The sequence below is a fragment of the Pseudomonas sp. Y24-6 genome (assembly GCF_020295325.1).
Taxonomy (GTDB): Bacteria; Pseudomonadota; Gammaproteobacteria; order Pseudomonadales; family Pseudomonadaceae; genus Aquipseudomonas; species Aquipseudomonas gregormendelii.
This window is the reverse complement of record NZ_JACBXG010000007.1, coordinates 274,733-300,840: the sequence shown is the minus strand read 5'-3', so window position 1 is coordinate 300,840 and position 26,108 is coordinate 274,733. Positions and strand designations below refer to the sequence as shown.

The window sequence follows — 26,108 nt, the reverse complement described above, 5'->3', positions numbered from 1 at the left end:
CAGGTGAACGCAATCCCATGTAGGAGCTGCCGCAGGCTGCGATCTTTTGACTTTGCTCTACGACAATTCCGTACCAAGCACCACATTCAAAGCACTACGCGCATCATCCAGCTGCACCAACGTCGCATGCCGCGCGCCCAGCGCATCCCGATTTTCGATCGCCGTCAGAATCGCCTTGTGCCGTGGCAATGCCAGCTCATGCAGGTTCGGTCGCTGGTTGGAATGCTTCAACGCTTCCCCAATCGCCACCGACAGCATATTGCACAGGTTCGCCAGCAAGTCGTTGTGGGTGGCGTCGGCGATGCGGCTGTGGAAATCCAGGTCGGGTTGCAACAACGCTTCAGGCGTCGGCGCCGCTTCCATGCGTTGGTATGCCTCACCGATGGAGGCAATGTCCGCGTCGGTGGCGTGCTGCGCAGCAAGGGCGGCAGCAGCCGGTTCGATGATGCTGCGCACGCTGGTCAACAGGTCGAAGAATTCATTCTGCGGGCTGCTTTGCATCAACCAGTGCAACACATCCGGGTCGAGCATGTGCCATTCCTTGCGCGCCTTCACCACTGTGCCGACTCGCGGCCGGGAATACACCAGGCCCTTGGCGACCAGCACCCGGGTGGCTTCGCGCAATACCGGGCGGCTGACCGCGTACTCTTCGCACAACAGCGCTTCGGCGGGCAATTTGTCCTCGGGCTTGAAGCGTCCGGAGACGATCTGCATGCCCAGGTCCTGGACGATGCGCGAATGCATGCTTTTGCGGTCTGAGGGTTTGCGGTAATCCATGGCGAGCGGTGCGATCCTGGGCGGTTGGGGACGTGGCGCATGATAGCAGGCGTGGAGACGGTACTGAGTCAGATGAAGGACCAATGTGTGCGAGCTTGCGCCTGCAGGGTGGGGCGTGTGTGCCGCCGTGTCTGGAGTTCTCAATTTACACATCTGCACGTCGGTCACGGTTAACGACGCAGCGAGAGCGCGGAGGAGACCGAGCGACTTATTGCTTCCACACAATAGGTGGCGGCCGTACGCAGGTGTGGAAGACCGGGACGTTAGGCACCCGGCGCGCTCGAAAACGCCCGCGCACAGCCACAAATCGAGTGTTGACTTAACTGACCAGCACTAGGGCTATCGGGTGATTGTGTTGGCTGGCAGGCAGCTATCGCGGGCAGGCTTGCTCCCAAAAGTTCATCCTTGAGGGCGATTCGACGCCTGTGAGGTCGGGCGTCTCCTTGTCCGGGAACCTGAGGCTTTACGGTTCGGGTCGAGTTCCAATTGCAGTAGCGAGACGCCCCGCCAGGTTACAGCGACTGATAGGCCGCGATCAAATCGGCCAGGCCAATATCGCTGGCGCTGTCTATGCCCAAAGCGTCCTTGAGTATGATGCAGTCATTGAGAAGACTTTGGCTCGTTTGCCTGATCTCACACATCTGCAGCAAAGAATGATCGCCTTTGGGGGATGCTTCGGCATACTTCTTATAGTGCAACTGTAAAAGACGAAGCTCCTTGTCGAGCGTCTTTATTTTATCCCGGGCTTCATCCTGGACTGGATCTCCCGGGATGGATTTTTTGATCGCCGGCACGTCAAAGGAAACTTTGCGCGGGGTCGATCGACCTACATAGGCAAATCGGTTCGAAGCGCAAAATGTGCGTCTGAGGAAAAACATGATTTTTTGCCACAGTTTTTTTTTGTCGTCAGCCGCTTGCCCCTTGCTGCTTATGGAGCAGAGGCTGCCGGGAGCATTACTGCTCCCCATCAATGAAGCGGGCCAGCTGTCTTTCGCGTGCAGGGCTTCTGGATCCGGGAAAAAGAATGTGCTCGATATACTAGTATCGGCTGTAGGCTTCACAGTTACCATGATTATGCTCCTTGCATGGATATTCAAATAGAAACGATATTTTTGTCTCTGTACAATTGCCTTGTATAAAACGCTACTTTTCAGGAGCAGGCTCAACAGTTAGTGTTGAGCTACAAGGGCTTTCAGTTTTGCATGTGGAATTTTCGAAGTAAAAGCAGTCAGTTTTTTATCAAACTCTTTGAAATTCAGTCTGCGAGCTGCCTCGTTAGTCCTTGTGAGTGCGTTATGCAGCTCCATGTACTCGGATTTTGAATACCAGGTCGATTTGCTTCTGATTGCGTTGAGTGCATTTTCCATTGCTGTCCGGGAGTGATCGATGTTTTCCATAAGCGCGTCTTTCTGGATCTTTTTATTTACTTGTTTACTAAATCTATGACTGGTTGTCTTCAGCAACTTCTCGGTCTGTTCGACAAGACATCCGCTCTCCGAGCAGAGTTGTTTTATCTTTTCAGTTGAGACGGTTCTTTGTTTATCGATATACGTAATAATCCCTGTCCCGAGTTTTTTTCTGAATGATGAGCAAGCGTCAATTAGCAGGTTTAGTTCGATATCGTAAATGTGGTGTTTGCCACAAGAAATTTTCAGGCGTTCAAGTTCTGCTAAAGTGTTTTCAAGTTGATCCAGGGTCTTCTTCAGGTTCTGAGCAATGATAACTCGTTCTTGTTCTGGGGCGATTTTTTCGATTTTTGATCGGCAGTCTCTTTCTATAACTAGAGTTCTCTGGTAAAGCCTGATTATTTCTTTACTGAACCTGATGTGTAACTTCTCACCTGGACGTGAACGTCTGATGGCGCTGACATCAATATCAAAAGGAGCACCAAAAAATTCAAACCTGTGGACAGTCGTCGACTTTTCGCATTGGAAAAAGTGAATGAATCTTTTCAAAAGCGATGCAGGTTTTTCGGGAGTAGCTCGGTTGACTATAGGGTGTAAAGAATAAGTAGTGTTGTTCACTGACGCCAGCGAAGCCCATGCATTGTTTTTGACGAGAGCGGGGCGGGGGGGTGGGCTGTCAGCAATGTATCGCTTAGCTGCGCTAGCGAAGCTGCAGGGTGTTTGTATTCTCTCTGTCATCTTGACTAACTCCATGTATGATATAAAAATATCAGATTTCAAATCTGTTCTCGCAGCGGCGTTATACGTATAAAATCTCATTGCTTCATATGGTGACAACGTCAAAACTAATAGCCTAACCAAAAAAATCAAGCCCTTGGGGTACTGTCGGCTTCCTGCGTTGAAACAAATTAATAAATCTTTTAAATAACGATGCCGGTTTTGCGGGAGCAGCCTGCTCGGCTATCGGGCGTAAACCAGGAGCCGTGTTTTTAGCTGGTTTCAGTGAGGCTCGCACCTTTTTCCTGGTTGGCGATACCGGGGTTGCGAAATTGTCAGCAATGTGGCGGTTGGCTGCGCTAGGAAAACTGCAGGCTTTATATATTTCCGCTATCATAGTGATTAACTCCATGTAAGAATAATATTTAACCGCTGTTCTCGCAGCGTCACATGTATAATGGCTTTATTGTAAAGGTCATTCCTCGCTCCATAGTCTCATCTGTAAGACACTATAAAAATGTCTAACGCCGCGCGCTCTTGTCGGCGGTCGATCCCACGCTTTTCAGGATTGCAATTGCTCGCCTTGTTCGGTGTTGCGAATGCTTTAGGTCCAAGTAGTAGCCGCTGTTGGATGGAGTGCTACTGAACTCAAGGTTTGCAATCGTGTCTTCAATTCGCTCCTTGCTCAATAGAAGGTCCTGCATCAATTTTCTTTTGGCGTCGGCTACAGTTTCAAAGCCTCTGTCCATGCTTCTGGCGGTGCGATCGTCCGGCTTGCGCGATAGGAGAGTGGCGTCGTCGATGAGCTCTTTGGTGATCTGCTCCTCTGTTTTTTTAACAGCCATTTGACCTGAAGGCCGGTTTTTAAGGGAGGGCACGCTTTCCATTATCGGGGGCAGGGCGTTTGAGCCGTTACCGGTTGACAACAGGCAGGCAGCGACGTGCTGATGCGGCGCTCCCTGTCGACTCGAGAAGGTTTGTACTACTTTGATTCGCTCATGCGTTACGTTTGGTGATTTTCTCAAATGTGCTCACTTATCCCGAATTATCCATAAAATAAGGCAGACCACCCACTGCTTGCTGGTATACGTGTTCATCCAAGCCAATGCCCGAGTTGTCCATGTTTAACTGACGACAGGTGGAGACAAAGAGATGGAGTCTGACCTTGGGTCAAGCTCTGCTTTCTCAGGCGTTGCATGGAGCGTCCTGAGGCCTCCATCCGCAGGCCTCTAAACACCCCGTATTCCCCAGCCTACTTCATCCGCCACAGTCGCCATCAGTTGTTCGCTTTTGTTCAGAAATTAAAAAACTAGCCTAATGCTAGTGCTGAAGAGTTGCCTGCATAAAACGCTCACTGTCGTCGTGGCTGTTCAGCGAGTTGTCGAAGGGTGGTCTTTTCCAGCAGTGACGCAGCCCCGTAAAGGGCCCTTGGCCGTCGACCTTGACGCATGCGTTGTTGTAGATGAACCACACGGGGTGGTGAGCGGCGAACCTGGGCATGGAAAATGCGCTGGTGGGGTGGAAAATGAATTTTCGTGTTGTAAATCTCTGTAAAAACAACAATTGCCAGCTACCTGCTGCGAAAACAAATGGGGTGGCGGTGCGTGCGGTCATCGCTGGTACGCGAACAGCCTACGTGCGTGGCCTGCATCCTTGCATGTCAAGATCGGGCCGTTTCACTCCTGACAGACGTTAGCCTGGAAGCCCTGGCGGCATGCGCGCTTTGTGAAAGTTGAAGGCAGGTGCAGTCTTGAATATGTCGGCCATCAGTGAAGTTCATCAAGTACCGGTTAACAGGAAGAAAACTGCATGGACATCAACCATCACGCGCGGGGTCTTGCCGGGCCTTCAAGTCAGGCAGTCAACAGTTTCATGGTTCGCCCCTCTGGGCGAACGGTGGACGAGGTGCAAGCGGTGCGCAATTCACCGGCCAATGCATTGGCCTGTCCCCACACGGCAGCTTTCCGGAATCTGGACAGTGCACGGTGCGCGCAGGCTGTGCCAGCCTCCCTGACGATCTCGCATGTAGGGGCTGACAAAAGCATTATCGGCGTGCAGAACGGCAGATTTTATATTCAAGGATACGAGCGGCCAATCGCGGTGCAACCGTGCGATGGCTGGAAAACGGTGCTGATGTCCGATTCGAACGGGCCTGACGGCATGGACCTGCCGTTACGCTGGCACTGTGGTTACTGGCGTGTTAATGATGCTGCCAGGGACAGGGTTACGACCCCGTCGGATTGGTTGGAACACGGGTTGATTGGGCCGCATTCTCCACAGTCCGGCGAACTGCCCCCGGAACTTGCCAACATAGCGCTTGAGCGGTTTGATTTTCCACCAGGGCCCTACGGCGATTTTCTAAAGAAATGGTTAGTTCACGATTGGCTCAACCCGCTGCCCGATCAACAGGGTGTTTGGCCTGCCTGGGCCATAAAATACGCAAAGCATGACGAAGTCGTGTCCCTTTACCTTGTCGATAAATTGCTCAATAGCGGGGCATTTCCCTGTCAGGCCGCCATCCTGGCTTGTGGGAGGGAGATTGCGGGCCTGAATGGGATTGATCTCAACTCGGAGCTCATTCATCGCCTTAAGCAGGGCATCAATACGCCAGATGTGTGTAAATATTTTTCCGCGCCTGTAAATCTTCGTAGCAAGGCAAGGCAATTGGTCAAGGCAGGCGTATTCGCCAGTAATAAGTCTGTAAGCAATTACTTGGCGAAGTTCTCGTTTCCAAGAACGACTGATGGCAACGTGTTAAAAATGGCGTTGTTGTCGGATCGACGCAATGGCGGCAGAACCCCTGCATGGGCGGGCTATTACGTGAACCTGCCGTCCTGGAAAGAGTACGTGCTGTTGGTGGGGTCAGTGTCCAGCGTCGAGCGTCAGCGCCTGTTGACGCGGGTGTTGGCTAACGAGTGTTATGGTCATGACTTCGATCAAGCTAAAGCGTATCTGGCGCAATTCGCTATTGCCGACCGGCAAGGTATGCCCGCGTGGGAGCTGCTCGAGGAGCTGCTCCTGGATCAACTGCTGGAAGGGGGGCAACGGTCGGCGCCGAAGCACTTCAATGGCGAGCCCGGTGCTCGCATAAATCGTCGATGACATGCCGATGAGTATTGGCTTTCCCTCGTTCTGCGGCCATCCGGCCGTTGCAGTCGCCGCTGTCCGCGACGCCATCACTCGGGGCTTCACGCCCCTCGCGTCGATGCTGCAAGGCGTCCGCAACCCCGGGCTACCCTTGACGCCACTGCTAACGACCAGTCGCGGCGAGTCCTGGTACAGGCCAGACTCCAGGCAGGCACAGGACGCCTTGCAGATGCTGCTGACGCCGCCCGATGACTTGCACCCGCGCCTGCTAACGGCGCTCCTGGCCATTGTCGTGGAGCATTTGCGGCATCTGCCGCATGCTGCGGGTCAGGAGGCGAACGTCCTTGCGGCGATCACGGCGGCGCTGGGCGCCGGCTGTACGCTGGAAGATGCGTCCGGCTCCGTGCCGACGGCAGACCGTGATGCCTTGTGGCTGCGCGGACCTTACCGCGACGGCGATCCGGCCAGCGATCTGCTGCTCAATTACCTGGCATTTTTCCAGGGCCAGGTCATGGACGTGGCCTTGAAGCGTCGCCAGTATGCCTGTACCGACTACCGGCAGTTACCCGAGCGGTTCGATCAGCAACAGGCGGCGTTGGCAGAGCGATTGGGGCAAGTCGAAATGCAGGCGTCGGCGAGTGAGGCGCTGGTTGGGTATCGCCAGCTCAATCAGTGGCTGTATCGCCAGGAGTGGCTCGTGCAGGTGCCTTTGGGCGTGGTGCAGCGTTTCATCAATGTGCTGTTGTTGCGCCACTGTGCATTGACCCCGCTGGCGAGGCAACTCATTGCCTTTTGCCGGGGACAGGTGAGCGCGCAAGCGCTCAGTGCCGATTGGCGGACAATCGGGTCGCAGCTCAAGCACGCCTCCACACCCCGCGAGTTACTCGATGGCATCAGCAACGCCCTGGAAAAGGGGCCGTTGGCCCTGTGTGCGCTGATGTACGGCCTGTATGGGCTGAGGAGTATGACGCTGCCCTTGATCCCGTTAAGTGCTGTTCTAGGCGCGGTGGCCGAGGCGGGCCAGCAAGCGCTGTCGGGCAGGCTACGCACATATGTCGGCAGCCCCTCGCTGGAGTCCACGCGCTTTGTGCTGGCGCTGAATCGACTGGCGGGTAATTGCGCCAGCCTCAAGTACTACGCGCAACCGCCGTTAGACTCGCTGGAGGCGTGGCGCAACTCGACGCCTGCGCCTCCACCGGGAATAACGCTGCAGGTGCGTAACCCCCAGTCCTGGGCGGGTGTGCGGGTGCACTGGGCCCGGGACCTGCGGCCGCTCCCGCAGGACGGTACATTGCCGCCTCGTGCCAGCGAGCCGCCATCCCCCTCTGTGGGGAGCAGGCCCATGGGCTTGCTGCAAGCGGTTCGACAGGTGGCCAGCGGCATCTCCAGGGTTGCCGGCGGCCTGATTTGGCGCGCCCCGGCGGTCTTCGAGCGCGAGGTGGACTTGCAGGCTCTCCTGTATCACCAGGAACCGGGCGCGGAGTATCGGCCGATGATTGTTACGGCCCAGGGCCAGCGCGCACTGGCGGGCCTGGGGGCGGTCACTGTCAGTGGCGCAACCGTGGCGCTATTGCGGGCCGCCACGCGCCCCGGCAGCGCGAACCCTATGTCCACGCCGGGAGAGGCGTACAGCGCGCCGGACTTCACCGAGTTGACGCCCCACGGGGAAGCGGTGTTGGACGCATTGAGCCATTTTCACCAAAAACCTGATGGTACGCTGACCTCCACGCTGCTGCAGTTGCGCGTGATGCTGGCCGATCCTGCGCTCGCGGGTGATGAGCGTGCGCAGTGGGGCAGGGTGATGGCACTGCTGCGTAAGGATTTTGGCCCCGCGCTGCCCGGGCTGCGCGACCTTGTCCAATACGAGGCCGACTTCGCCGAATTCGACGTACTCGTGTCTGCGGCAGTGCGCCACCGGCGCGACGTCGAGGCCCGGTTCGTGCCACCGGTGGATGATGAGGTCATGGCCCGCCAGATCATCGCATGGGTCCAACAGACGTTAGTCAGTGCGCGTTGGCAAGACAGGATGATGCAGTTAAAGGTTTTTGGTGAGTGGGTCGGGAGCCATCTGTCGGCCGATCACTGGTTGCACACCGCGAACCCGCAAGAGCAGGCGCTCTGGCTGGAGTATCAACAGCGGCTGGCGGACAGTTATCAGCACCTTGGACGCCTTGGCTATGATTCGCTGGAGCGGCTCAAGGCGCAACGGCCAGCCCTGCAAAAAGCCCAGGAGGATGTCGACTGGAACGAACTGCAGCTCGCGGTGCTGGAAAGCAAGCTCAGGGGCGAGCTGTGCGATGGCGGTCATGTTTCCGGACTGCAGGTGATGACTGCGGCGCTCAACGGCGAGCCGCAGGTGACGATCGCCAGCCTGCAACTGTCCACCGGCCAGGGGGGCGATGAGCTGACGCTGAACCTGCCGCAATGGCTGGTGTTTGTGCGGCGCACCACCGCCGGCGAGGAAGACGGAGTGGTGCTGTACCGAGCGGCGCAGCGGCGAATGCAGGTGTTCAGCACGCAGCGGGCGATGTACCAGCATCCCGATCTCAAGCGTTTGCGCCAGTCACTGCAGGCCGAGGTTCAACCGCCTCCGACCCCGGCCGTACCGGCAAACCGCCTTGCAACCCCGCCGACCCTCAGCCTCTTCAGCGCATCGCGGGTGCCCAAGCCACTGCCGGAGGTGGTCCTGAGCGCTGTTGCGCCTGGGCAGCGGGCGAGCTGGCGGCACTTTTTCGATGAATTTGGGCGGCAACCGCATCTCTGGACCTCTGCGCACTTGCAGGTCGTCAATGCGGACGTCAACTTGCGCCAGTCACTTCAGCGTCGGGCCGGTGCGCGGTTGGACCGGGAGCAGGCCCGGCTGCAAACGCTGGAGGACAACCCCTACCTCTCTTTGCAGGAGGAAACGCTCGCTCAGGCCCTGCAGGCGCTTGGAGAATTCAATGATGAGTACCTGCCGAACCTGCGCACGTTCACCCACGGCAATGCCACGTCGTGGCTGACCTTGACCCTGCGCACTGACGGTATACTGGCGACCAACGCCACAGTCGATGCCGATTCGCTCATCATCACGTTTAACGGCTTGCGCATGAGTTTCATCGACTGGGTCCTGGAGGGCTATCGCACGACAGCCGATAACGTGTTCGCGGCCAGCAATAATTTCATCCGGTACGCCACAGTCGAGCATCACGATCCAGCCGTGGCCCGAGCACTGAACCAGCCGCAGGGTAGGCAGGGTTTGCAGGAGTATTTGCGCAGCACCTACCCCGCGACTGCGTACATTAAAAGTCTTGAACGGTTGCTCGACCCTGAAAGTCTGCGCGGGCGGCGCTGGCGTCGCCTTTACGAGGCTGTGATCAAGCAGGGGCTGCAGGTGGCGTTGGCTCGGGCGAAGGCCGCTGGCCAGCTCGACCACGTCCCTTACACGGCGCTCAAGCGCCTGGTGGACGGCCTGCCCGATACCACTCCGGGCGACGCGAGCCTGCACGCCTTGCATATCGGCAAGGTGCGGATTCCCGAAGTACTGGTGCTGTCGCGGGAACACGGGGCCGATTACATCTACCTGGACGGCCCTTACGGCCTGGAACTGCTGAAACTCACAGACTACCTGCGCCGGGCCAACACGCCGGCCTACCGCGACGACTTGCAGGCGCGCACCTTGAAGCGGGATGAGACGTTGGTCGATAACGCCTTGCGCGGCGCGGCGGGTAAAACGGTACACACAGTGCCGATCACGGATTTTAACCGTGAGGTCATTCTACAATGGCTGGAAGACCAGATCGACAATGTCCGGCAGGCCACCACCAGTCGCGACCAGGTGCGGCGCGAGCAAGCGCTAAAGGGGCTGCGTTTTACGGTTGGTGCGGGGTGCATGGCGGCCAGCGCCGGGATCGCGGCGGTCGCGTGCGGCGCGGGAGTCTTGGGGCTGGCCGCTTACGACGTCAACAGCGCGCTTCGCCACCTTGACCGCGGCCAGTTGAATGAAGCTTTCGGCGATGTGGCGTTCCTGTGGCTGGATGTGTTCGACGTCGGCGTCGGCCTGGTCGCGTTGCACAAGCTGTTGCACTGGGCGGGCAAGGCCCATTTCAGCGGCGCGCTCGAGCTTGAAGCCGCTGTACAGGGCATGGTCCGCCACCGCATCAGCGCCTTCACCCCCCAGGGACGGATCAACCACGTCCTGGCGCGCGGCGACACCATCCTGGAGCCCCAGGCAAAACTGAGTTCGCGCCCCGGCAAGGCGCAAGCGGGCGACTTCTACGCAATCGACGGCCAGTATTTTGTCATGGATACGTACCAGGGCGAGGTCCGTGTGTTCGAGGTGTACTCGGACAATGCCTGGGCGACGATCCGCGTACGCGATCCGCAACGGCCCGATGGCCAGGGCGCGCCGGTGCATTACCGCGAGGGTCACTGGCGGGTCGATGAGGGGGGCTTGCCAGGTGGGGGGGCGGGGTCTTCCAGTCTCGGCGCAGAGGATGGATCGAGCTTGCTGGGCGAGGGAAGACGAGTGTCCATTTTCAGTAGCGAGGAAAAGTGGGAGGCGTATCTGCGCCTGTTCAGGTTTGACCCCGACAATCGTTCGAACGTGGATGTCATCCATGCGCTGCGTAGCGCGATCGAGAAAAATCAACCGCTACCTCAATCTTCCCATGAATTTCTGAAGAATAAAGCTGATGGATGGTATGCCTATGGGATGTTCGGGCAGAAACCCTTCGATTTTGCTTCGCTCCAAAACAGGTTTGATCCGGATTCGCTCAAGCAGATAGCCGCGGATTTTGATTTCTCCGATGCACCGGCCCTGGGTGATTGGTTGTTGCACGACAGGCTCCGGCAGAGCGGGCCGCACAAGGCTGACTGGCCGCTTTGGGGGTTAAAGTACGCGAGAGAGGAAACCGTCCTCAATTACTATTCACCAGAGGACGTGCTCAATGATATGAAAGTGTTCCCCAGCGCAGACGTCACGCGCGCCTATTTAAGGGAATTCCATATCCTTGAAAAGGATACGCGCAAGCGTCTGCTGACCGACAGGATCAATAATCGCAAGGTGCTGCTCAATGAGTTTCCCGAGCGAGTATTGGTTGAAGCGAAAGTGCAAGAGTTGAGCCAGTCCGATGCCTTCGCCGATGCTCAGGCGGTGCGCGATTATCTGGCTGCGTTCTCGTTTCCAGCCGACGGCGATATCCTGAAAATGGCGTTGCTCAAAGCGCGAATCAACGGCGGCAGGACGCCTGCCTGGGCGGGCAACTATTTACAGCTCCAGTCCTGGAAGCCCTACCGCAGTGCGATGGCCCTGACGCCAAAGGAGCGTCGTCATGCATTGCAGCAAGTGCTCGTCAGCGAAGGCGTCTGTATCGATCTCAAGCACGCATACGATTATCTTTTCAAACAATTTGCGGCGTTAGACGATGTAGACACCCCATTGTGGGATCTATCCGAAGAGCTTGTGCTGGCAGCGCTATTGGAAGGCGATCGAAGCCCGGTGTGGGCGATCGAGCATGTTTCGCCGGGGGCGCTGATGAATATTTTCAGGAGTGAAGACATACCGGCGAATATGCCAAGGCTCGAAATTTTTTTTAACGCTGGCAGTCTTGAGCAGAGCCTGCTTCTGCCAGCGGATATGCGACGTTTGAGTTTTTTGAAGATTGTCAGCACTAGCGCCGTTAATACACCGCTTGAAGTAAGATTGCCGATTAACATGCCCAAGCTGAAGGAGCTTCACGTTCAGGGCGTCACGTTCCAGCAGCGGTTGTCACTGGACAAGATGTATGAGTTGGAAAAACTCCATATCATCAATTGCAATGACGAAAAAGTGCTCCGCGTTTCCTTGCCCAGGCTTCGGTTGGCGCAGATCACCAATAACGCGCAAATGCGCGAGTTGAAAGTGGGTCGCGTCGACAGCTTGCAAACGCTGGACATTTCATCCAACCCGCAGTTACGCGAGTTGGCATTGGACTATTCCATGGACAAATTGCATACGCTGTCCATCACGGCCAATCCGAACCTTCAGGCGTCAAAATTAACGTTTCCCGCCGCGATGCGTAATCTGCATGCACTGCAACTGCATGCTAATAATCTGCACGATGTGTCCTTTTTGAGGCATGTGCAACTGCCTCAACTGTGGCGTTTGGACCTTTCGCACAATCAATTGCGCAGCCTGACGTCAATGCCCCGCTTGCCAGAGTTGGCAGAACTTCAACTGGAGGTTAACGCCTTCAGGGAAATACCCAGCTTTGTAACGGACCTGACCGAGCCCGTTAAGGTCAATATGATCGGTAATTTTATGGGTGATGGCACTCTGCGTAAATTCGAAGCCGGCATGGCGCGCGAGCGCCTTGATCATGCCGTTGTGCGCTTTATCAAGAACGCGGATGACCCCTCCAGTCTTTACATGCGCAGGCTCAGTGATGGGGTGACGATATGGTTCAGCGAGCAGGAGGGCGAGGCCGTGCGTACCCTGTGGGCCGGCCTCGAAGGCGAAGCGTACGCAGGACTATTTTCCACCTTCCTGGGGCAGCTGTATCAGTCAAAACGTTTCGATGACGTCGTATCCAGGCAAGCGATGCAAGGATGGCTGGAAAGATTGGCGACCCACGCCGAGTTGCGCCGGGAAACTTTTATGGTCGCCGATAACGCTGGCGCAGGCTGCGACGACTGGGTGTCTTTGGTGTACAACAAAATGCAGGAGATAGACCTGCGTTTTAAGGTTTAAAAGGAGTGAGCGTTTTATGCAAGTGCCCGTGCCCGGCTAGTCCTATGGTTGCGAATCATGTCTAAGGATGGGGCGTTGAAATGGATGTTGGAAGTTTGCAAGTGAATGGGATCATCTACAGGAAGGCGCCGAGCGATAGCGGTTATATCGGTCCGCCGTTGCCGAGGGAGGTGCTGTTGGTGTCCAACCGTGCAACTTCCAGCGCCGACGCTTCAGCGGCGGGCATGTCCGCAAGGCAGCCGCCTTCGCTGTCTCGGGAGTTGCGGGGAGCCCTCTGTGGCGGGAGGGACTATCTCTATATCGGCGACTCGTCTTGCCGTCGAATCGGTTTCGACACGTTTGCTATCGCTCACTCCAGGCCCGGTGACAGGGCGCATGAGAAAGCCGAGTTCAAAATTGCCCTGTTGGAAGACCGCTGCCATGAGCGCGAGCTTGCCTTCCAGCAGGCCGCTACTGATGCGGCGCGCGGTAACGGTAAGCGCATGATCGAGATTCTTGCCGTCAATAGTCGTCGCCTGTTGCAGGCGCAAGTACTGAAGGCCCGGTTGGGCGACGCCCTGTCTTCGCAGATAAGACTCGATGGTCTGATCAATCTATATAAGTCGTTCAGCGTCGGCATCACCAACGGAAATCCCCCTGCTCCCGGCACTTCAACTCAGGCCGTGACCCGAAGGTAATGGTTTGGGCGATAGCCCGTTCTGCGAATAACAGAGCGGACCCGCCTGATCCGCTTCGGTCATCACTTTCTCATCAAGATTGGTTGCTGCCGCCCCCACACAATGCCCGTCGGGAAATACCCGTGGTAAGCAATGAGGTGTCGGGCATGCACACAGATGAATCGTCAGAGGGGGTCACAACGCTGCAAGGCTGGTGCGCCTCAATCAAGCCTGGCGAGCATGTAGTGCGCATCCACAATGGTCCGTCATTTTTGTATCTGGGGCACCGTGACAGTTCGGTGCAGTGGTGCCTGCCGCCTGGTAGCGCCGGGCTGCTGGCTGCCAAGCCAGGTTTGCAGGTGCTGGAGGGCAGCGCCAGGCTGTTGCCGGTGTCGCGCATGAGCCTGGTGAAACTGCAGTTTTTTATCGACCAGGGCGTGTCGTCCAATAGCCAGTCTGCACCAGAGCAACCCTGGGCCTGGTTGGGTAATGGCTGTTTATCCCAGGCGACGGGCGCCGCGCTGGACTTCTGGTACCTCTCGCTCGCCTTGCGCGAGGGGCGCGATTATCAGGCCTTTGCACGCTTGCTGCGCCAGGGCGAGAGTTATCAGTTGCTTGGCTTCTTGCTGCAGGAAGGGGTCGGTAGTGAAAAGCTGCAAGACCTCGCCGGCCGCTATGGCGTCTCGGTCTCGCACTTTCGCCGGCTTTGCCAGCAGGCGCTCGGTGGTGCGGCGAAGCCGGAGCTGCGCGAATGGCGCACTGCTCGGGCGCTCCTGACCCTGGTCGAGGGGAGTGGTTCGCTCACCGAAATCGCCCTGGAGCATGGTTATGCCTCCTCTTCGCATTTTTCCAAGGAAGTAAGAGAACTGGTCGGCGTTGCGCCGAGCAGTTTGATCGACATTACCCGACTTTCGGACGATTCAGTTGATGATGTTTAAACGCTTTTGTTCACCCGCCGTGGTACTGGCAATGTGTTGTGTGCTGCCGGGCACCGCGTCGGCAGCGCCGGCCCGGGAAGGGGAAGGTTACGTCGCCAGACAGGAAAGCCTGCGGACCTTCTTCGACGCCTTGTCGGCGCCCCTGGGCAAGCCGATCGTGCTCAGCAAGGCAGCGGCACGTCGCACCATCACCGGGGAGTTTGCCCTGGCCCAGCCGCAACAGACCCTGGAGCGTATCGCCCGGCAGATGGCGCTCATCTGGTACAGCGATGGTCAGTCGCTGTACGTCTACGAAGCCGCCGAGGCCAAAAGCAGCGTCGTGTCCCTGAGCACCATTACCGTGGAAAAGCTCACCGGCTTTCTGCGCCGCTCCGGCCTGCTGGATGCGCGCTACCCCCTGCGCAATGACGGGCTGCGTACTTTCTACGTCGCCGGGCCACCGATCTACGTTGACCTGGTGATGCAGGCGGCCAGGTTCATGGACACCCAGAGCGCGGACCTGCAGTTGGGGCAGCAGCGCATTGGCGTGATCAATCTGCACAACACCTTTGTCGGTGATCGCCAGTACGAGTTGCGCGATCAGAAAATCACCATCCCCGGGATGGCCACGGCCATCGAAACCCTGCTGGCGGGCGAAACCCGCGGCGTTGAAACTGCCATCAGCCAGGAGTCCGGGCGGAGCGCCAGGATGCCGGATTTTCCGCTGCAAGGGCTGGGCACCCTTGAGTCGGCGTCCGGTGACCCGGATGCGCCGCGCATCGTTGCCCGTGACCTGGCTGCCGGCAACATCCGCGTAGTGGCCTATCCCGACACCAACAGCCTGCTGGTCAAGGGCCTGCCTGAGCAGGTGCGGTTTATCGAAAACCTCGCTGCGGCCCTGGATGAGCCCAAGCGACACGTGGAGCTGACCCTGTGGATCATCGACTTGCAAAAGGACGACCTGAACGAGCTGGGGGTCAACTGGCGCGGTTCGCTGAAGGTCGGCTCACAGGCCCAGGCCTCGCTTAATGGCGGGTCCCTGAGTACCCTCGATGGTCCTTCGTTCATGGCGGCGGTCGCCGGATTGGAGACCGATAACCGGGCACGCGTGGTGTCGCGCCCGGTGGTGCTGACCCAGGAAAATGTCCCGGCCATCTTCGACAACAATCGCACCTTCTACGCAAAGCTCGTAGGCGAGCGCAACTCGCAACTCGAACATGTTACCTACGGCACGCTGGTCAGCGTCCTGCCGCGGATTTCGCCGGTCGGCGAAGTTGAGATGGAGCTGAACATCGAAGACGGTGACGCGATTCAGTCCGAAAATGCCGGCCCGGACAGCTTGCCGACCGTCGGCCGTACCCGCATCAGTACGGTCGCCCGGGTCCCCCAGGGCAAGAGCCTGTTGGTGGGCGGATTTACCCGGGATGAAAGTGGCGAGTTGCTGAGGAAAATCCCGGTGCTGGGACATATCCCTTATCTGGGTCGTTTGTTCAGCTATCGCCAGGCGCGTAAATCCAACACCGTGCGGGTGTTCCTGATCCAGCCCAAGCAGCTTGATACCCCGCTTGCACCCGGCGCGGCGCAGATCGGCGCCGAAGTCATCGGGGCTGTACCCCGCGATGCCGCCGACCGCGCCGTGCTGCGCGCGATGGATCGTTGAGATGGCCACTATCGGCGGTATTTCTTCACGCATGCAATTGACGCGCGCGCAGCAGAATAACCAGGCTCCGGTCAAGCAAGAAGAGCCGGCCGATGATGCAACCCCGGCAGCGGCGGTGGCGCAGTTTGTCGAGAACAGCGATGAAATGGCCGCCTCGCTGCGTTCGCAGTTTCGCCGCCGAGGGGATTTCGGTAACCAGTTCGAAGGCCTCTCCGAGAGTTTCGAACGGGTGCTGGAGGAGGACGTGGCGCCCAAGGCGAGCCAGGTCCAGAAGCTGGCCCAGCTGCCTGATCGCAGCATCGAATGGCTGCTGGCGCAGGCGCGCGGCCTGTTTCCCGATGACAGCGACCTGGTGCTGGTGCTGCGCGAATTGCTGCGGGCCAGGGACCTGGCCGATGCCACGCGCCGGCGCCTGGAAACCATTCTCCAGGAAGTACTGAACCAGGCCGAGCCGAAACGCCTGAAGGCCGGCATCAATTCGGCCCTCAAGGCCAAGATGTTTGGCAAGGCGCTGATGCTGCGCGCCAGCCTGATGCGCGATACCTACCGCTCGTTTCTCGAATCCGACGAAGGCGCCGCCCAGTCCTATGAAGACTGGATAACCCTGTACGGGCATCAACACCGTGGCTCGGTCCTGGAATTTATCGAAGCCGCCTTGCTCACCGATATCGACGCCCAGGACCCCAGTTGCTCGCGCGAGGAGTTTGGCCAGCTGTTGAAAAAACTCGGTGAGCTCAAGCGCTTACGTTCCGCCGATGTGATCTTCATTCAACGCCTGCTGGACGATGCGCTGGTGCGGCGGCACAACTCCAGTGAGCCTGACTGGCTGCTGTTCCTGTTGGGGCTGCTGAAGTATCCCGATGAGCTCGAACAGTTTCTGCACGGGGTCTTTGGTGAACAGTTGCTGTTGGTCGACCACCGCGAGCGTGGCCAGTTGTTGCAGTTTTTGCGCCTGACCTGCCTGTCGCTGCCCGTGAGCCTGTTCGACGATGAAGAATCTTTGCAGCGCGTTGCAGAGCAGTTTACCCAGCTGGCGGACCTGGTGTACGCCCACGAAACCATTCAGCGTCATGCCGCCCTTGTGGGTCGTTCCAATCCTTAGTTTTCAAGGTATGTACACCATGTTCGATAAAATTTTACGCAGTGTTACTTCTAGGCCGGAACTGCTGATCCTGACGCTGATGGTGATGATCATCGCGATGCTGATCATCCCCTTGCCGACCGTGCTGGTGGATTTCCTGATCGGACTCAATATCGTCATCGCGATCCTGATTTTCATGGGCTCGTTCTACATCGAGCGCATCCTCAGCTTCTCGACCTTCCCCGCGTTGCTGCTGATCACCACCTTGTTCCGCCTGGCGTTATCCATCAGTACCAGTCGGCTGATCCTGACCCAGGCCGATGCGGGGGAGATCATTGCCTCGTTCGGCGAGTTCGTCATCGGCGACAGCCTGGTGGTGGGCTTCGTGATTTTCTCGATTGTCACCATCGTGCAGTTCATCGTCATCACCAAGGGCTCGGAGCGGGTCGCCGAGGTGGCGGCACGTTTCTCACTAGATGGTATGCCCGGCAAGCAGATGAGCATCGACGGCGACCTCAAGGCCGGCTCGATCGACACCAAGGAAGCCCGCGAGCGACGCAGTACGCTGGAGCGTGAAAGCCAGTTGTATGGGTCGTTCGACGGTGCCATGAAGTTCATCAAGGGCGACGCGATTGCCGGCATCATCATTATCTTCGTCAACTTCCTCGGCGGCATCGCCATTGGTGTCGTGCAGTTGGGCATGGACATGACCACGGCCTTGCACACCTACACCTTGCTGACCATCGGCGATGGCCTGGTGGCGCAGATTCCGGCACTGCTGATCGCCATTGGCGCCGGCTTTATCGTGACCCGGGTCAACGGCGACGAAGCCAACCTGGGTCGCAACATGATGACCCAGATGCTGGGCAATCCCTTTGTGATCGGGGTCACCGCGTTTCTCGCGATCGGGGTCGGCATCCTGCCCGGTTTTCCGGTTGGCGTGTTCCTGCTGCTGGCCGGCGCGCTGGTGGCGCTGCTGTATTTCCGCCATCGGGCCAGGGGCAAGGCGGGTAGCCGCTCGGCAACCTCGGCCCAGACGCCTGCCGATGGCCAGCCGGGCAGCGAGCTGGGGCTGATCGACAACGTCGACAACATGGCCACCGAGACCATCGCACTGATGCTGCTGGTGCCCAATCAGCGCCTGGAAGAACTGCGCCAGGCACAGTTATGCGAGCGCTTTCGCAGCCAGTTTTTCGTCGATTACGGCATCCGCATTCCCGAGCCGCGGTTGCGCGGCGTTGACGCGCTGCCGCAAGGGCAGGTGGCCGTATTAATCAACGAGGTGCGCGCCGATCAGTTCGATATTCACTTCGACCGCTTGCGCATCGTCGATTACAAACCCGAACTCGAACACCTCAGCCTCGACCTGAGCACCGGCCTGGACAGCAACAAGCAGGCGAGCATCTGGGTGTCGTCCGCACACCGTGACAAGTTGCAGGGTATGGGGCATCAGCTACGCCCCGCCTATGACGAGTTTTATCGCTGCCTGGTGACATTGCTCGCACGCAATATCAACGAGTTTTTCGGCGTACAGGAAACCAAGACCCTGCTCGACGAAATGGAAGCGCGGTACCCCGACTTGCTCAAGGAAGTGTACCGCCATGCCACGGTGCAGAAGATTGCCGAGATCCTGCAACGGCTGATCAGCGAGCGCATTTCGGTGCGCAACATGAAACTGATCCTCGAGTCGCTGGCCCACTGGGGGTCCCGTGAAAAGGACGTGCTTGCCCTGGTCGAACACGTTCGCGGCAGCCTGGGGCGCTATATCAGTAACAAGTTTGCCCATGGCAACGATCTGCGGGTGCTGCTGCTGTCACCCGAGTTCGAGGACGTGATGCGCAAGGGCATCCGCCAGACCTCCGCCGGCAGCTTTCTCAACCTCGAGCCCGCCGCCAGCGACGAACTGATGGACCGCCTGGCCCTGGGTCTGGACAGCCTGCACTTCGCGCAAAAAGACCTGGTGCTCCTGGCGTCAGTCGATGTCCGGCGCTACATCAAAAAGTTTATCGAAGGCCGCTTCCGAGAATTGGACGTCGTTTCCTTTGGTGAGATTTCCGACAGCATTTCCGTAAACGTGATCAAGACCCTGTAAGGAAGATTTCCCTATGCAACATATCGATATTGCCTCTTTGCTCCGCGAAGCACTGCTGTTAAGCGGTTGCACTGACGAACAGATCGGGTCTTTCGACGGCCACAGCACCATTGAACTCGAACTCGCCAACCTGCCCAACATCAATATGGGGGTGATCGAGGACGGGCTGTGGTTCTGGAGTTCGCTGGTGGAGTCAGGCGACATGTTGCTGGGCCACTGTTCGGAATATTTGTTGCGTTTTCTGATGCAAGGCTGTGCGTTTGCCCGCACCGAGCAAATGCAACTGGCTGAAATCAACGGCCAGCTTGAAGTGCGGGTGTTGCTCGCCGAGAGCGCCTACGACAACGCCGAACAACTGGCCACCACCATTGAGGATTACCTGACCGCCTTGGCCACACTGTGCGAACTCGTGCGGCAATGAACAGGCTGCTGCTGGAGCGCCATGGCGCTCACCCGTTGCGCCTGAACGGGCCGCTGATCCAGGCGGCGTTGGACAACGTGGTGATTGGCGAAGTCTGCGAGGTCCGGCGCGATTGGCGCGACCCGCACATCAGCGCCCGGGCGCAGGTGATCGGTTTCTGTCCGGACGCGGTGCTGCTGAGCCTGCTCGGGGAGGCGCGGGGACTGTCCCGCGAATCGCTGATCGTGCCTACCGGCGCCTTGCTCAGCCTGCATTGCAGCTCAGCGATGCTCGGCGCCGTGGTCGACCCGCAAGGTGTCATTGTCGAGCGACTGGCGCCGAGCGACGCCTTCGACGGCCAGGACTATCCGGTGGATGCGGCGCCGCCGGCTTATCACCAGCGTCGCCCGGTCGACCGGCCGCTGGCCACCGGCGTGCGGGTGATCGACGGGCTGCTGACCTGTGGCATTGGCCAGCGCATCGGGATCTTTGCCGCAGCCGGTTCCGGCAAGACCTCGCTAATGAACATGCTGATCGCCCACAGCGACGCCGATATTTTTGTCGTTGGCCTGATTGGCGAGCGGGGGCGGGAGGTCACCGAGTTTGTCGAGAGCCTGCGCCAATCGGAACAATGCGCACGCTGCGTGGTGGTCTACGCCACGTCGGATTTTTCCTCGGTGGATCGCTGCAACGCCGCGCTGCAGGCCACGACCATCGCCGAATACTTTCGCGATCAGGGCTACAACGTGGTGTTGCTGCTCGATTCCATGACCCGCTATGCCCGGGCCCGGCGTGACCTGGCCCTGGCCGCCGGGGAGGCCCCGGCGCGGCGCGGCTATCCGGCGTCGGTATTCGATTCCCTGCCGCGCTTGCTGGAGCGTCCCGGCGTCACCGCCACCGGCAGTATCACCGCGTTCTACACGGTGCTGCTAGAAAGCGATGACGAGCCGGACCCGATTGCCGAGGAGATCCGCTCGATCCTCGACGGGCACATCTACCTCAGCCGCAAGCTCGCGGCCAGCGGGCATTTCCCGGCCATTGACGTGCTGCGCAGCGCCAGTCGCGTGGCCCACCAGGTCACCGAGCGCGAAACACAAGAACTGGCGGCACGTACCCGCGAGGTCTTGACCCGCCTCGAAGAACTGCAGGTGTTCCTTGACCTGGGTGAATACCGCCGAGGTGAAAACCCGGCCAACGACCATGCCATGGACCGGCGCGAAGCCCTGCTCGACTGGCTGCGCCAGGACCTGGCAGAGCCGTGTGCGCCGGCCCTGGCGCTGGAGGGCCTGCATGGCCTCATTGATTGAAGTCCGCCGACTGCTGCGCTTCAGTGACCATCGCCAGCAGCGCTGTGAGCTGGCCTTGAGCTCTGCCCGGCGCCGCTTGAGCCCGCTGGAACTGGAGCTGGGCGCCATCGACCGGCAAGCCGAGGGCTTCAGGGAACTCATGCTCAGCAACCGCATGGAGGCCCAAACCGTAAGCCACTCGCAGCTGTTCGCCCAATTGCGGCGTCAGGCGGTGATCCGCCGCCAGATCGCCAACCTCGGCCTGGAGCGGGCCCGGGTGCTGGAGCGCCATGGCGAGATAGTGGAGCAACTGGATGACCTGCAGCAGCAGCGCAAAAGTCTGCAAGGCCGGCATGCGAAGTACCAGCACCTGGAGCAACGCCTGCTCGCCGAGCATCGTGCGCGCCGCTGGCGCCTCGAAGAACATGACATCGAAGAATTATTGGTGAAGAACAAATGAGCACCTCAAGTCCTGCAGCCATAACCCGTCCGGTGACAGCTGTACTGCCCGTGGATGAGCCTGGCGAACACGCCAGTCGGCCGCCTGTCGCGGAGCGCGATGAGTCGCCAGACCTGCCCGAGGGCGCGTTGGCATGGCTTGCGCAACTGCAGCCATTACCCGAGCCGCTGTCACGAGCCCCGACAGGGTCTAAGGAGGCGTCTGGAGCCGCACCAAAAAAAATCTCGGGCGCTGTGCCCATGGAGGCGCAGCCACAGGCCGGTGCGCCGGTTCAAGGTCAATCGGCCGCCAGGGGCTGGGCGCCTGCGCCCGTCATGATGGTGATGCTCGCCCCGACGTTACTACCGAGCACGCCTGGGCGGCCGCTGCAAACGACGGCAGCGCAATTGCCGGCGCCACCAGGCGCCATGGGGCTGCCAATGCCAGCGGTCAAGCCTGGGTCAGCGGTAGCAACGACGCCGACAATGCAGTTGCCTGTGAGCGATGTACCTGGCGTACCAGGCCGCGGGGCGGCAGCAATGACCGAAAGCCAGACGCAACCGGTGCCGGCCAACGCGGCGCAAGGCGCGGCGGGCACTGGGGCGGCAACGACGCCAGCAATGCACTCGCCTGTGTTGCCGGTGAGCGATGGGCCTCGCGTACCAGGCAGCGGGGCGGCCGCAATGGCCGAAAGCCCGGCGCAACCGGTGCCGGCCAATGCGGCGCAAGGCGTGGCGACCACCGTTTCGGCAACCTCAATGGCCAAGCCTGGCACCGAACCCGGGACAACAGCCGCCGATGGTGATACCCCGCCGCCCCAAAGCGCCCAACCGTTGCCACCCGGCCTTGAGCGTGCCGCACGGGCTCAGGGCGGGCCGCCGCCGGCCGTTTTTAACCCGCCGCCGGCGGGCAAGCCTGAAGTGCCCGCAGAGAAAGCGGCGCAACCCTACCTGCAGGTGCCCTTCAGCAAAGGCGATTGCGCCGGAGTGGTCACCGTTAACAAGGCGTCGGCCGACATGCCCTCGCAACTCTTGCTCAGCCCCAGCAATGCCCAGGTGTCCGACCATCTGCGCGACGGTCTGGAGCACACCCCGCAAACGCTCTGGCAACTGAACGAGCAACACCAGCAGGCGCACGACGAGCGTCGCCAGCACGATGCAGGCGACGATGAAGCGCAAGGCGATGAGCCCCGGGCATTGACCCGTATGCCGGCCTTCCAGGGCTTGAAACCGTGACGCGCACGCCGCTGTTGCGCGATGTTCCGCGGCTGCATTACCAGCGCAGCCAGGCTGTGGCGCGCTGGCTGCGCGACGGGCATCCGGTGCAACTGAGCCGAGTGCCGCGCCAGGGCCGCTACATCAGTTTTTATGCGCAAGGTCGGCTAGGGCTCTGGCAGGGGTTGATCGATAGTGATCAATGGTTGCAGGCCATCTGGCCGCAATGGTCGCAAGTGCTTGGGCGCAGCTTCGTCGACAACAACCTGCTTGAGCTCTTCAGGCTGCTGGAGCGTCCGTTGGAACTGCCACCGCAGTTGCTCGACTACCAGCACCTGTTCGATGTCCAGGGCGTTGACGGTGCGGTCCTGGAAACGGCCGACCTGCCGTGTATCGCCACCGACCAGGGTCCCTGCTGGGTCCTGGGCCTGCCGGCTGATACCGCTCGCGAACCACGGGCGCTTCAACCCTGGACACGGCGCCTGCAACAAACGTTGCGCGTGGTGCTGGGCGAAACCGCACTCACCCCTTTACAGCTGCGCCGCCTGGCCGAAGGCGACCTGTTGATGATCGCCGGGCAAACCTGCCAGCTCTTGCTGGCGGGGCGCTGTATCGGTCAATTTACTTTTATCGAAGAAGGCCTGCATATGGAACTTACCCCTGAGGACATCGCGTCCGACCTCGCCGAATGCGCAGTGTCACCCCTGCCGGTCAAGCTGCAGTTCGTGCTCGCCGAGCTCACACTGAGCATGGCGCAGCTCAATGACTTCATCGAGCACCAGGTGTTACCGCTGGGCCCCGAGGCCCTGCAGCAGGTCGAGGTTCGCGTCGGTGAACGGTGCATCGCCATTGGCGAGCTGGTGCGCCTCGACGGGCGCCTGGGGCTTGAGTTGCGTGAGGTATATCGGGGCCCGGGCAATGAATGACGTTTCAATGATCGGGCTGCTGGCAGTGGCTTCGCTGCTGCCATTCCTGATCGCCGCAGGCACCTGTTACATCAAGTTTTCCATCGTCTTCGTCATCGTGCGCAACGCCTTGGGCCTGCAACAGGTGCCCTCGAACATGACCCTGAATGCGGTGGCCTTGATGCTGGCTGTTTTTGTCATGAGCCCGGTGGTGCAACAAGGCTATGACTACTACAAGGCCAACCAGGTCGAGTTCACCAGCATCGATGCGGTGGTGGCGTTTGTCGACAACGGCCTGGGCAGCTACCGCGATTACCTGATCCGCTATACCGACCCAGAGTTGGCGCAGTTCTTCGAGCGAGCCCAGCTCGCCCGCGAGAACCCGCAGGCGCCCGAACAGGAGGTGGCCGAGGACCTGGAGCCTTCACTATTCGCCCTGTTGCCAGCCTATGCCCTGAGCGAGATCAAGGCGGCATTCAAGATCGGTTTCTACCTGTACCTGCCGTTTGTGATCGTCGACCTGGTGATCTCGAGCATCCTGCTGGCGCTGGGCATGATGATGATGAGTCCGGTGATCATTTCCGTGCCGATCAAGCTGGTGCTGTTTGTCGCGCTCGATGGCTGGTCTCTGCTTTCCACCGGCCTGATCGGGCAATACCTGTCCGTGGCGCAATGAGTAACCACGATGAATGACCTGGTATTTGCCGGCAATAAAACCCTGTACCTGATCCTGATCCTGGTGGCCTGGCCGATTATCGTCGCCACCCTGGTGGGCTTGCTGATCGGGCTGTTCCAGACCGTCACCCAGTTGCAGGAGCAAACCCTGCCGTTCGGCTTCAAATTGCTCTCGGTGTCGATCTGCCTGTTCCTGTTGTCCGGCTGGTATGGCGAGACCTTGCTCGCGTTCAGTCGCGAAGTCATGCACCTGGCGTTGAAATAACCCTCTATGGATATCAGTCTGTTTGTCGACCTGCACGGCTGGCTGGCGGGGGCCGCGATCTGCTTTGCGCGCCTGGCGCCGATCTTTTTCATGTTGCCGTTTCTCAACAGTCGGGCGCTGACCGGGGCGCCGCGCAACGCTGTGATCGTTCTGGTCGGCATGGCGTTGTGGCCCTACACCGCCGACACGCTGCCGCGCCTCGATTCGCTCGGCTTCTACGGCTTGCTGCTGCGCGAGGCGGGCGTGGGGGTGGTGCTCGGTTGCCTGTTGTCCTGGCCGTTCTGGGTGCTACACGGCATGGGCAACCTGATCGACAACCAGCGCGGCGCCATGCTCAGCAGCACCGTGGACCCGGCCAACGGTGACGACACCTCCGAGCTGGCCAACTTCCTGCAGATGTTCGCCGCCGTGATTTACCTCGAGGTCGGTGGCATGGGCCTGGTGGTGGAGACGCTGAGCCGCAGCTACCAACTGTGCTCGCCGCTGCACGGCTGCGAATTCAGGCTGCAGCCGCTGCTCGGCCTGCTGGACCCCTTGGTCAGCAAGACCCTGATCATCAGCGCGCCAGTGGTGGCCACGTTGCTGCTGTCCGAAGCCTTGCTCGGCCTGCTGGCGCGCTTCGCCCCGCAAATGAACGCGTTTTCGATGTCGCTGACGGTCAAGGGCGCCATCGCCTTGCTGGTACTGTTGCTGTACTTCGGCGCGCACCTGCCGTCCGAGATCCAGCGCATGGGGCGCGACAAGCCGGCGCAACTGATCGACTGGTTTATCCAGCCCGTGGCGCACTGAGATGTCCAGCGCCTCGAAAACCGAAAAGCCGACGCCGAAAAAACGCCGCGACGCCGCGAAAAAAGGCCAGACATTCAAGGCCAAGGACTTGTCCACCAGCTGTCTGATGCTGTGCGGCCTGATCTACCTCGCCGGCAATGGCCTGCTGCTGCAGGTGATGGAGGTGTACCGACGCCTTCTCGCCGCCGGTTTTGCCGCCGACCCGCAGCACTACGCTGCCGCGCTTGGGGTGTTAATGCTCAAGATCATCCTGCCGCTGATTGCCGTGTGTTTCCTTGCCAGTGCCGTGCCGACCTTGTTGACCACCGGCATGGCGATCGCCAGCGAAGCGCTGAAAATCAACTTCGGCGCCCTGAATCCGATCAACGGTTTAAAGAAGCTGTTCAGCCTGCGCACGCTCAAGGACACCGTCAAGTCGCTGTTGTACCTGGGCTGTTTTGTCATCGCCTTCTGGGTGGTGTGGCGGACCCAGCGCCACCTGCTGTTCGCGCAGCTCTACGCCAAGCCCATCGACCTGTTCCCGATCTGGGCGCACCTGCTACTGGTGCTGCTGCTGACCTTCCTTGGTTGCATCCTGTTGATCCTGATTCTCGATGCCTTGTGCGAGTACTGGCTGTATATCAAGGACCTGAAGATGGACAAGCAGGCGGTCAAGCGCGAGCACAAGGAGCAGGACGGCAACCCGGACATCAAGGGCCGGCGCCGTGACCTGCACATGGAGTTGCTGTCCGAACAGGTTAAGTCCGACATCCGCGGTTCACGGGTGATCGTCGCCAACCCGACCCACATTGCCGTCGGTATCTACTTCCAGCCCGAAGTGACGATCATGCCGTTTATCTCGCTGCTGGAAACCAACCAGCGCGCCCTGGCAGTGCGAAAGTACGCCGCCGAAGTCGGCGTGCCGGTGATCACCGATGTGGCCCTGGCGCGGCGCATCTTCAAGACCCACCAGCGCTACACCTTTATCCAACTGCAAGAGATCGAGAACGTACTGCGCCTGCTGGTCTGGCTCGAGCAGGTCGAACAGGCGTAA

Annotated in this window: 21 protein-coding genes; 16 read left to right on the top strand and 5 right to left on the bottom strand. The window is 59.5% G+C overall.

The annotated features are described in order from the left end of the window. Window positions 1-57 precede the first annotated feature (57 nt). From HYI44_RS16030 to HYI44_RS16010, 5 genes are all read right to left on the bottom strand, one after another. Entirely contained in the window at window positions 58-777 is a 720-nt protein-coding gene (locus HYI44_RS16030; RefSeq protein WP_225569867.1) for a FadR/GntR family transcriptional regulator, read from the bottom strand. A gap of 512 nt (window positions 778-1,289) precedes the next feature. Continuing rightward, window positions 1,290-1,847 carry a hypothetical protein gene (locus tag HYI44_RS16025; protein ID WP_225569866.1) on the bottom strand — a complete coding sequence of 186 codons (558 nt, stop codon included), beginning with the start codon at window positions 1,845-1,847 and terminating at the stop codon, window positions 1,290-1,292. A 99-nt stretch (window positions 1,848-1,946) separates the two neighbouring features. Continuing rightward, window positions 1,947-2,921 carry a hypothetical protein gene (locus HYI44_RS16020; protein WP_225569865.1) on the bottom strand — a complete coding sequence of 325 codons (975 nt, stop codon included), beginning with the start codon at window positions 2,919-2,921 and terminating at the stop codon, window positions 1,947-1,949. A 500-nt stretch (window positions 2,922-3,421) separates the two neighbouring features. After that, window positions 3,422-3,745, bottom strand: coding sequence for a hypothetical protein (locus tag HYI44_RS16015; protein ID WP_225569864.1), 324 nt, complete (start codon window positions 3,743-3,745; stop codon window positions 3,422-3,424). A 475-nt stretch (window positions 3,746-4,220) separates the two neighbouring features. After that, on the bottom strand, window positions 4,221-4,514 hold the full coding sequence (locus HYI44_RS16010; RefSeq protein WP_225569863.1) for a hypothetical protein: 294 nt from the start codon (window positions 4,512-4,514) through the stop codon (window positions 4,221-4,223). Window positions 4,515-4,709: 195 nt separating this feature from the next. Between HYI44_RS16010 and HYI44_RS16005 the strand changes: the two genes are divergently transcribed. The 16 genes from HYI44_RS16005 to HYI44_RS15930 all read left to right on the top strand — a co-directional run bounded on the left by HYI44_RS16005 (window position 4,710) and on the right by HYI44_RS15930 (window position 26,108). Then, on the top strand, window positions 4,710-6,002 hold the full coding sequence (locus HYI44_RS16005; RefSeq protein WP_225569862.1) for a hypothetical protein: 1,293 nt from the start codon (window positions 4,710-4,712) through the stop codon (window positions 6,000-6,002). A gap of 7 nt (window positions 6,003-6,009) precedes the next feature. Beyond that, complete coding sequence (locus tag HYI44_RS16000) at window positions 6,010-12,696, top strand: NEL-type E3 ubiquitin ligase domain-containing protein (RefSeq protein ID WP_225569861.1); 6,687 nt, start codon at window positions 6,010-6,012, stop codon at window positions 12,694-12,696. Between the two features lie 80 nt (window positions 12,697-12,776). Next, on the top strand, window positions 12,777-13,373 hold the full coding sequence (locus HYI44_RS15995; RefSeq protein WP_225569860.1) for a hypothetical protein: 597 nt from the start codon (window positions 12,777-12,779) through the stop codon (window positions 13,371-13,373). Window positions 13,374-13,519: 146 nt separating this feature from the next. Beyond that, window positions 13,520-14,290, top strand: a complete 771-nt coding sequence (locus HYI44_RS15990; protein WP_225569859.1) for a helix-turn-helix domain-containing protein — start codon at window positions 13,520-13,522, stop codon at window positions 14,288-14,290. Further along, window positions 14,280-15,929 (top strand): type III secretion system outer membrane ring subunit SctC, encoded by a 1,650-nt coding sequence (sctC, locus tag HYI44_RS15985; RefSeq protein WP_318653933.1) that lies wholly within the window; start codon window positions 14,280-14,282, stop codon window positions 15,927-15,929. The genes HYI44_RS15990 and sctC overlap by 11 nt, the downstream gene beginning before the upstream one ends. Before the next feature lies 1 nt (window position 15,930). Continuing rightward, complete coding sequence (gene sctW / locus HYI44_RS15980) at window positions 15,931-17,031, top strand: type III secretion system gatekeeper subunit SctW (RefSeq protein ID WP_201148780.1); 1,101 nt, start codon at window positions 15,931-15,933, stop codon at window positions 17,029-17,031. Window positions 17,032-17,050: 19 nt separating this feature from the next. Then, window positions 17,051-19,102, top strand: coding sequence for an EscV/YscV/HrcV family type III secretion system export apparatus protein (locus tag HYI44_RS15975; RefSeq protein WP_225569858.1), 2,052 nt, complete (start codon window positions 17,051-17,053; stop codon window positions 19,100-19,102). Between the two features lie 13 nt (window positions 19,103-19,115). Then, complete coding sequence (locus HYI44_RS15970; protein WP_201148779.1) at window positions 19,116-19,523, top strand: Invasion protein B family; 408 nt, start codon at window positions 19,116-19,118, stop codon at window positions 19,521-19,523. Continuing rightward, window positions 19,520-20,809 carry a type III secretion system ATPase SctN gene (gene sctN, locus HYI44_RS15965; RefSeq protein WP_225569857.1) on the top strand — a complete coding sequence of 430 codons (1,290 nt, stop codon included), beginning with the start codon at window positions 19,520-19,522 and terminating at the stop codon, window positions 20,807-20,809. Before HYI44_RS15970 ends, sctN begins: the two co-directional genes overlap by 4 nt. Beyond that, window positions 20,793-21,248: a hypothetical protein gene (locus tag HYI44_RS15960; RefSeq protein ID WP_225569856.1), complete on the top strand. Its 456-nt coding sequence runs from the start codon at window positions 20,793-20,795 to the stop codon at window positions 21,246-21,248. The genes sctN and HYI44_RS15960 overlap by 17 nt, the downstream gene beginning before the upstream one ends. Next, window positions 21,245-22,462 (top strand): hypothetical protein, encoded by a 1,218-nt coding sequence (locus tag HYI44_RS15955; RefSeq protein ID WP_225569855.1) that lies wholly within the window; start codon window positions 21,245-21,247, stop codon window positions 22,460-22,462. The genes HYI44_RS15960 and HYI44_RS15955 overlap by 4 nt, the downstream gene beginning before the upstream one ends. Further along, the gene (locus HYI44_RS15950; protein WP_225569854.1) at window positions 22,459-23,367 is read left to right on the top strand and encodes a FliM/FliN family flagellar motor switch protein; all 909 of its coding nucleotides are present in this window, start codon (window positions 22,459-22,461) and stop codon (window positions 23,365-23,367) included. The genes HYI44_RS15955 and HYI44_RS15950 overlap by 4 nt, the downstream gene beginning before the upstream one ends. Next, a complete protein-coding gene (locus tag HYI44_RS15945) occupies window positions 23,360-24,022 on the top strand; it encodes an EscR/YscR/HrcR family type III secretion system export apparatus protein (RefSeq protein ID WP_225569853.1) in 663 nt (220 codons plus the stop codon). The genes HYI44_RS15950 and HYI44_RS15945 overlap by 8 nt, the downstream gene beginning before the upstream one ends. 9 nt (window positions 24,023-24,031) lie before the next feature. After that, a complete protein-coding gene (locus HYI44_RS15940; RefSeq protein ID WP_205894011.1) occupies window positions 24,032-24,286 on the top strand; it encodes an EscS/YscS/HrcS family type III secretion system export apparatus protein in 255 nt (84 codons plus the stop codon). Window positions 24,287-24,292: 6 nt separating this feature from the next. Then, entirely contained in the window at window positions 24,293-25,075 is a 783-nt protein-coding gene (gene sctT, locus HYI44_RS15935; protein ID WP_225569852.1) for a type III secretion system export apparatus subunit SctT, read from the top strand. A 1-nt stretch (window position 25,076) separates the two neighbouring features. Continuing rightward, window positions 25,077-26,108, top strand: coding sequence for an EscU/YscU/HrcU family type III secretion system export apparatus switch protein (locus tag HYI44_RS15930; protein ID WP_225569851.1), 1,032 nt, complete (start codon window positions 25,077-25,079; stop codon window positions 26,106-26,108).

Bases quoted from the DNA above. Each gene is read 5' to 3' on its own strand.
- HYI44_RS16030 (WP_225569867.1), bottom strand. From the start codon at position 777: ATGGATTACCGCAAACCCTCAGACCGCAAAAGCATGCATTCGCGCATC.
- HYI44_RS16025 (WP_225569866.1), bottom strand. From the start codon at position 1,847: ATGGTAACTGTGAAGCCTACAGCCGATACTAGTATATCGAGCACATTC.
- HYI44_RS16020 (WP_225569865.1), bottom strand. From the start codon at position 2,921: ATGACAGAGAGAATACAAACACCCTGCAGCTTCGCTAGCGCAGCTAAG.
- HYI44_RS16015 (WP_225569864.1), bottom strand. From the start codon at position 3,745: ATGGCTGTTAAAAAAACAGAGGAGCAGATCACCAAAGAGCTCATCGAC.
- HYI44_RS16010 (WP_225569863.1), bottom strand. From the start codon at position 4,514: ATGACCGCACGCACCGCCACCCCATTTGTTTTCGCAGCAGGTAGCTGG.
- HYI44_RS16005 (WP_225569862.1), top strand. From the start codon at position 4,710: ATGGACATCAACCATCACGCGCGGGGTCTTGCCGGGCCTTCAAGTCAG.
- HYI44_RS16000 (WP_225569861.1), top strand. From the start codon at position 6,010: ATGAGTATTGGCTTTCCCTCGTTCTGCGGCCATCCGGCCGTTGCAGTC.
- HYI44_RS15995 (WP_225569860.1), top strand. From the start codon at position 12,777: ATGGATGTTGGAAGTTTGCAAGTGAATGGGATCATCTACAGGAAGGCG.
- HYI44_RS15990 (WP_225569859.1), top strand. From the start codon at position 13,520: ATGCACACAGATGAATCGTCAGAGGGGGTCACAACGCTGCAAGGCTGG.
- sctC (WP_318653933.1), top strand. From the start codon at position 14,280: ATGATGTTTAAACGCTTTTGTTCACCCGCCGTGGTACTGGCAATGTGT.
- sctW (WP_201148780.1), top strand. From the start codon at position 15,931: ATGGCCACTATCGGCGGTATTTCTTCACGCATGCAATTGACGCGCGCG.
- HYI44_RS15975 (WP_225569858.1), top strand. From the start codon at position 17,051: ATGTTCGATAAAATTTTACGCAGTGTTACTTCTAGGCCGGAACTGCTG.
- HYI44_RS15970 (WP_201148779.1), top strand. From the start codon at position 19,116: ATGCAACATATCGATATTGCCTCTTTGCTCCGCGAAGCACTGCTGTTA.
- sctN (WP_225569857.1), top strand. From the start codon at position 19,520: ATGAACAGGCTGCTGCTGGAGCGCCATGGCGCTCACCCGTTGCGCCTG.
- HYI44_RS15960 (WP_225569856.1), top strand. From the start codon at position 20,793: ATGGCCTCATTGATTGAAGTCCGCCGACTGCTGCGCTTCAGTGACCAT.
- HYI44_RS15955 (WP_225569855.1), top strand. From the start codon at position 21,245: ATGAGCACCTCAAGTCCTGCAGCCATAACCCGTCCGGTGACAGCTGTA.
- HYI44_RS15945 (WP_225569853.1), top strand. From the start codon at position 23,360: ATGAATGACGTTTCAATGATCGGGCTGCTGGCAGTGGCTTCGCTGCTG.
- HYI44_RS15940 (WP_205894011.1), top strand. From the start codon at position 24,032: ATGAATGACCTGGTATTTGCCGGCAATAAAACCCTGTACCTGATCCTG.
- sctT (WP_225569852.1), top strand. From the start codon at position 24,293: ATGGATATCAGTCTGTTTGTCGACCTGCACGGCTGGCTGGCGGGGGCC.
- HYI44_RS15930 (WP_225569851.1), top strand. From the start codon at position 25,077: ATGTCCAGCGCCTCGAAAACCGAAAAGCCGACGCCGAAAAAACGCCGC.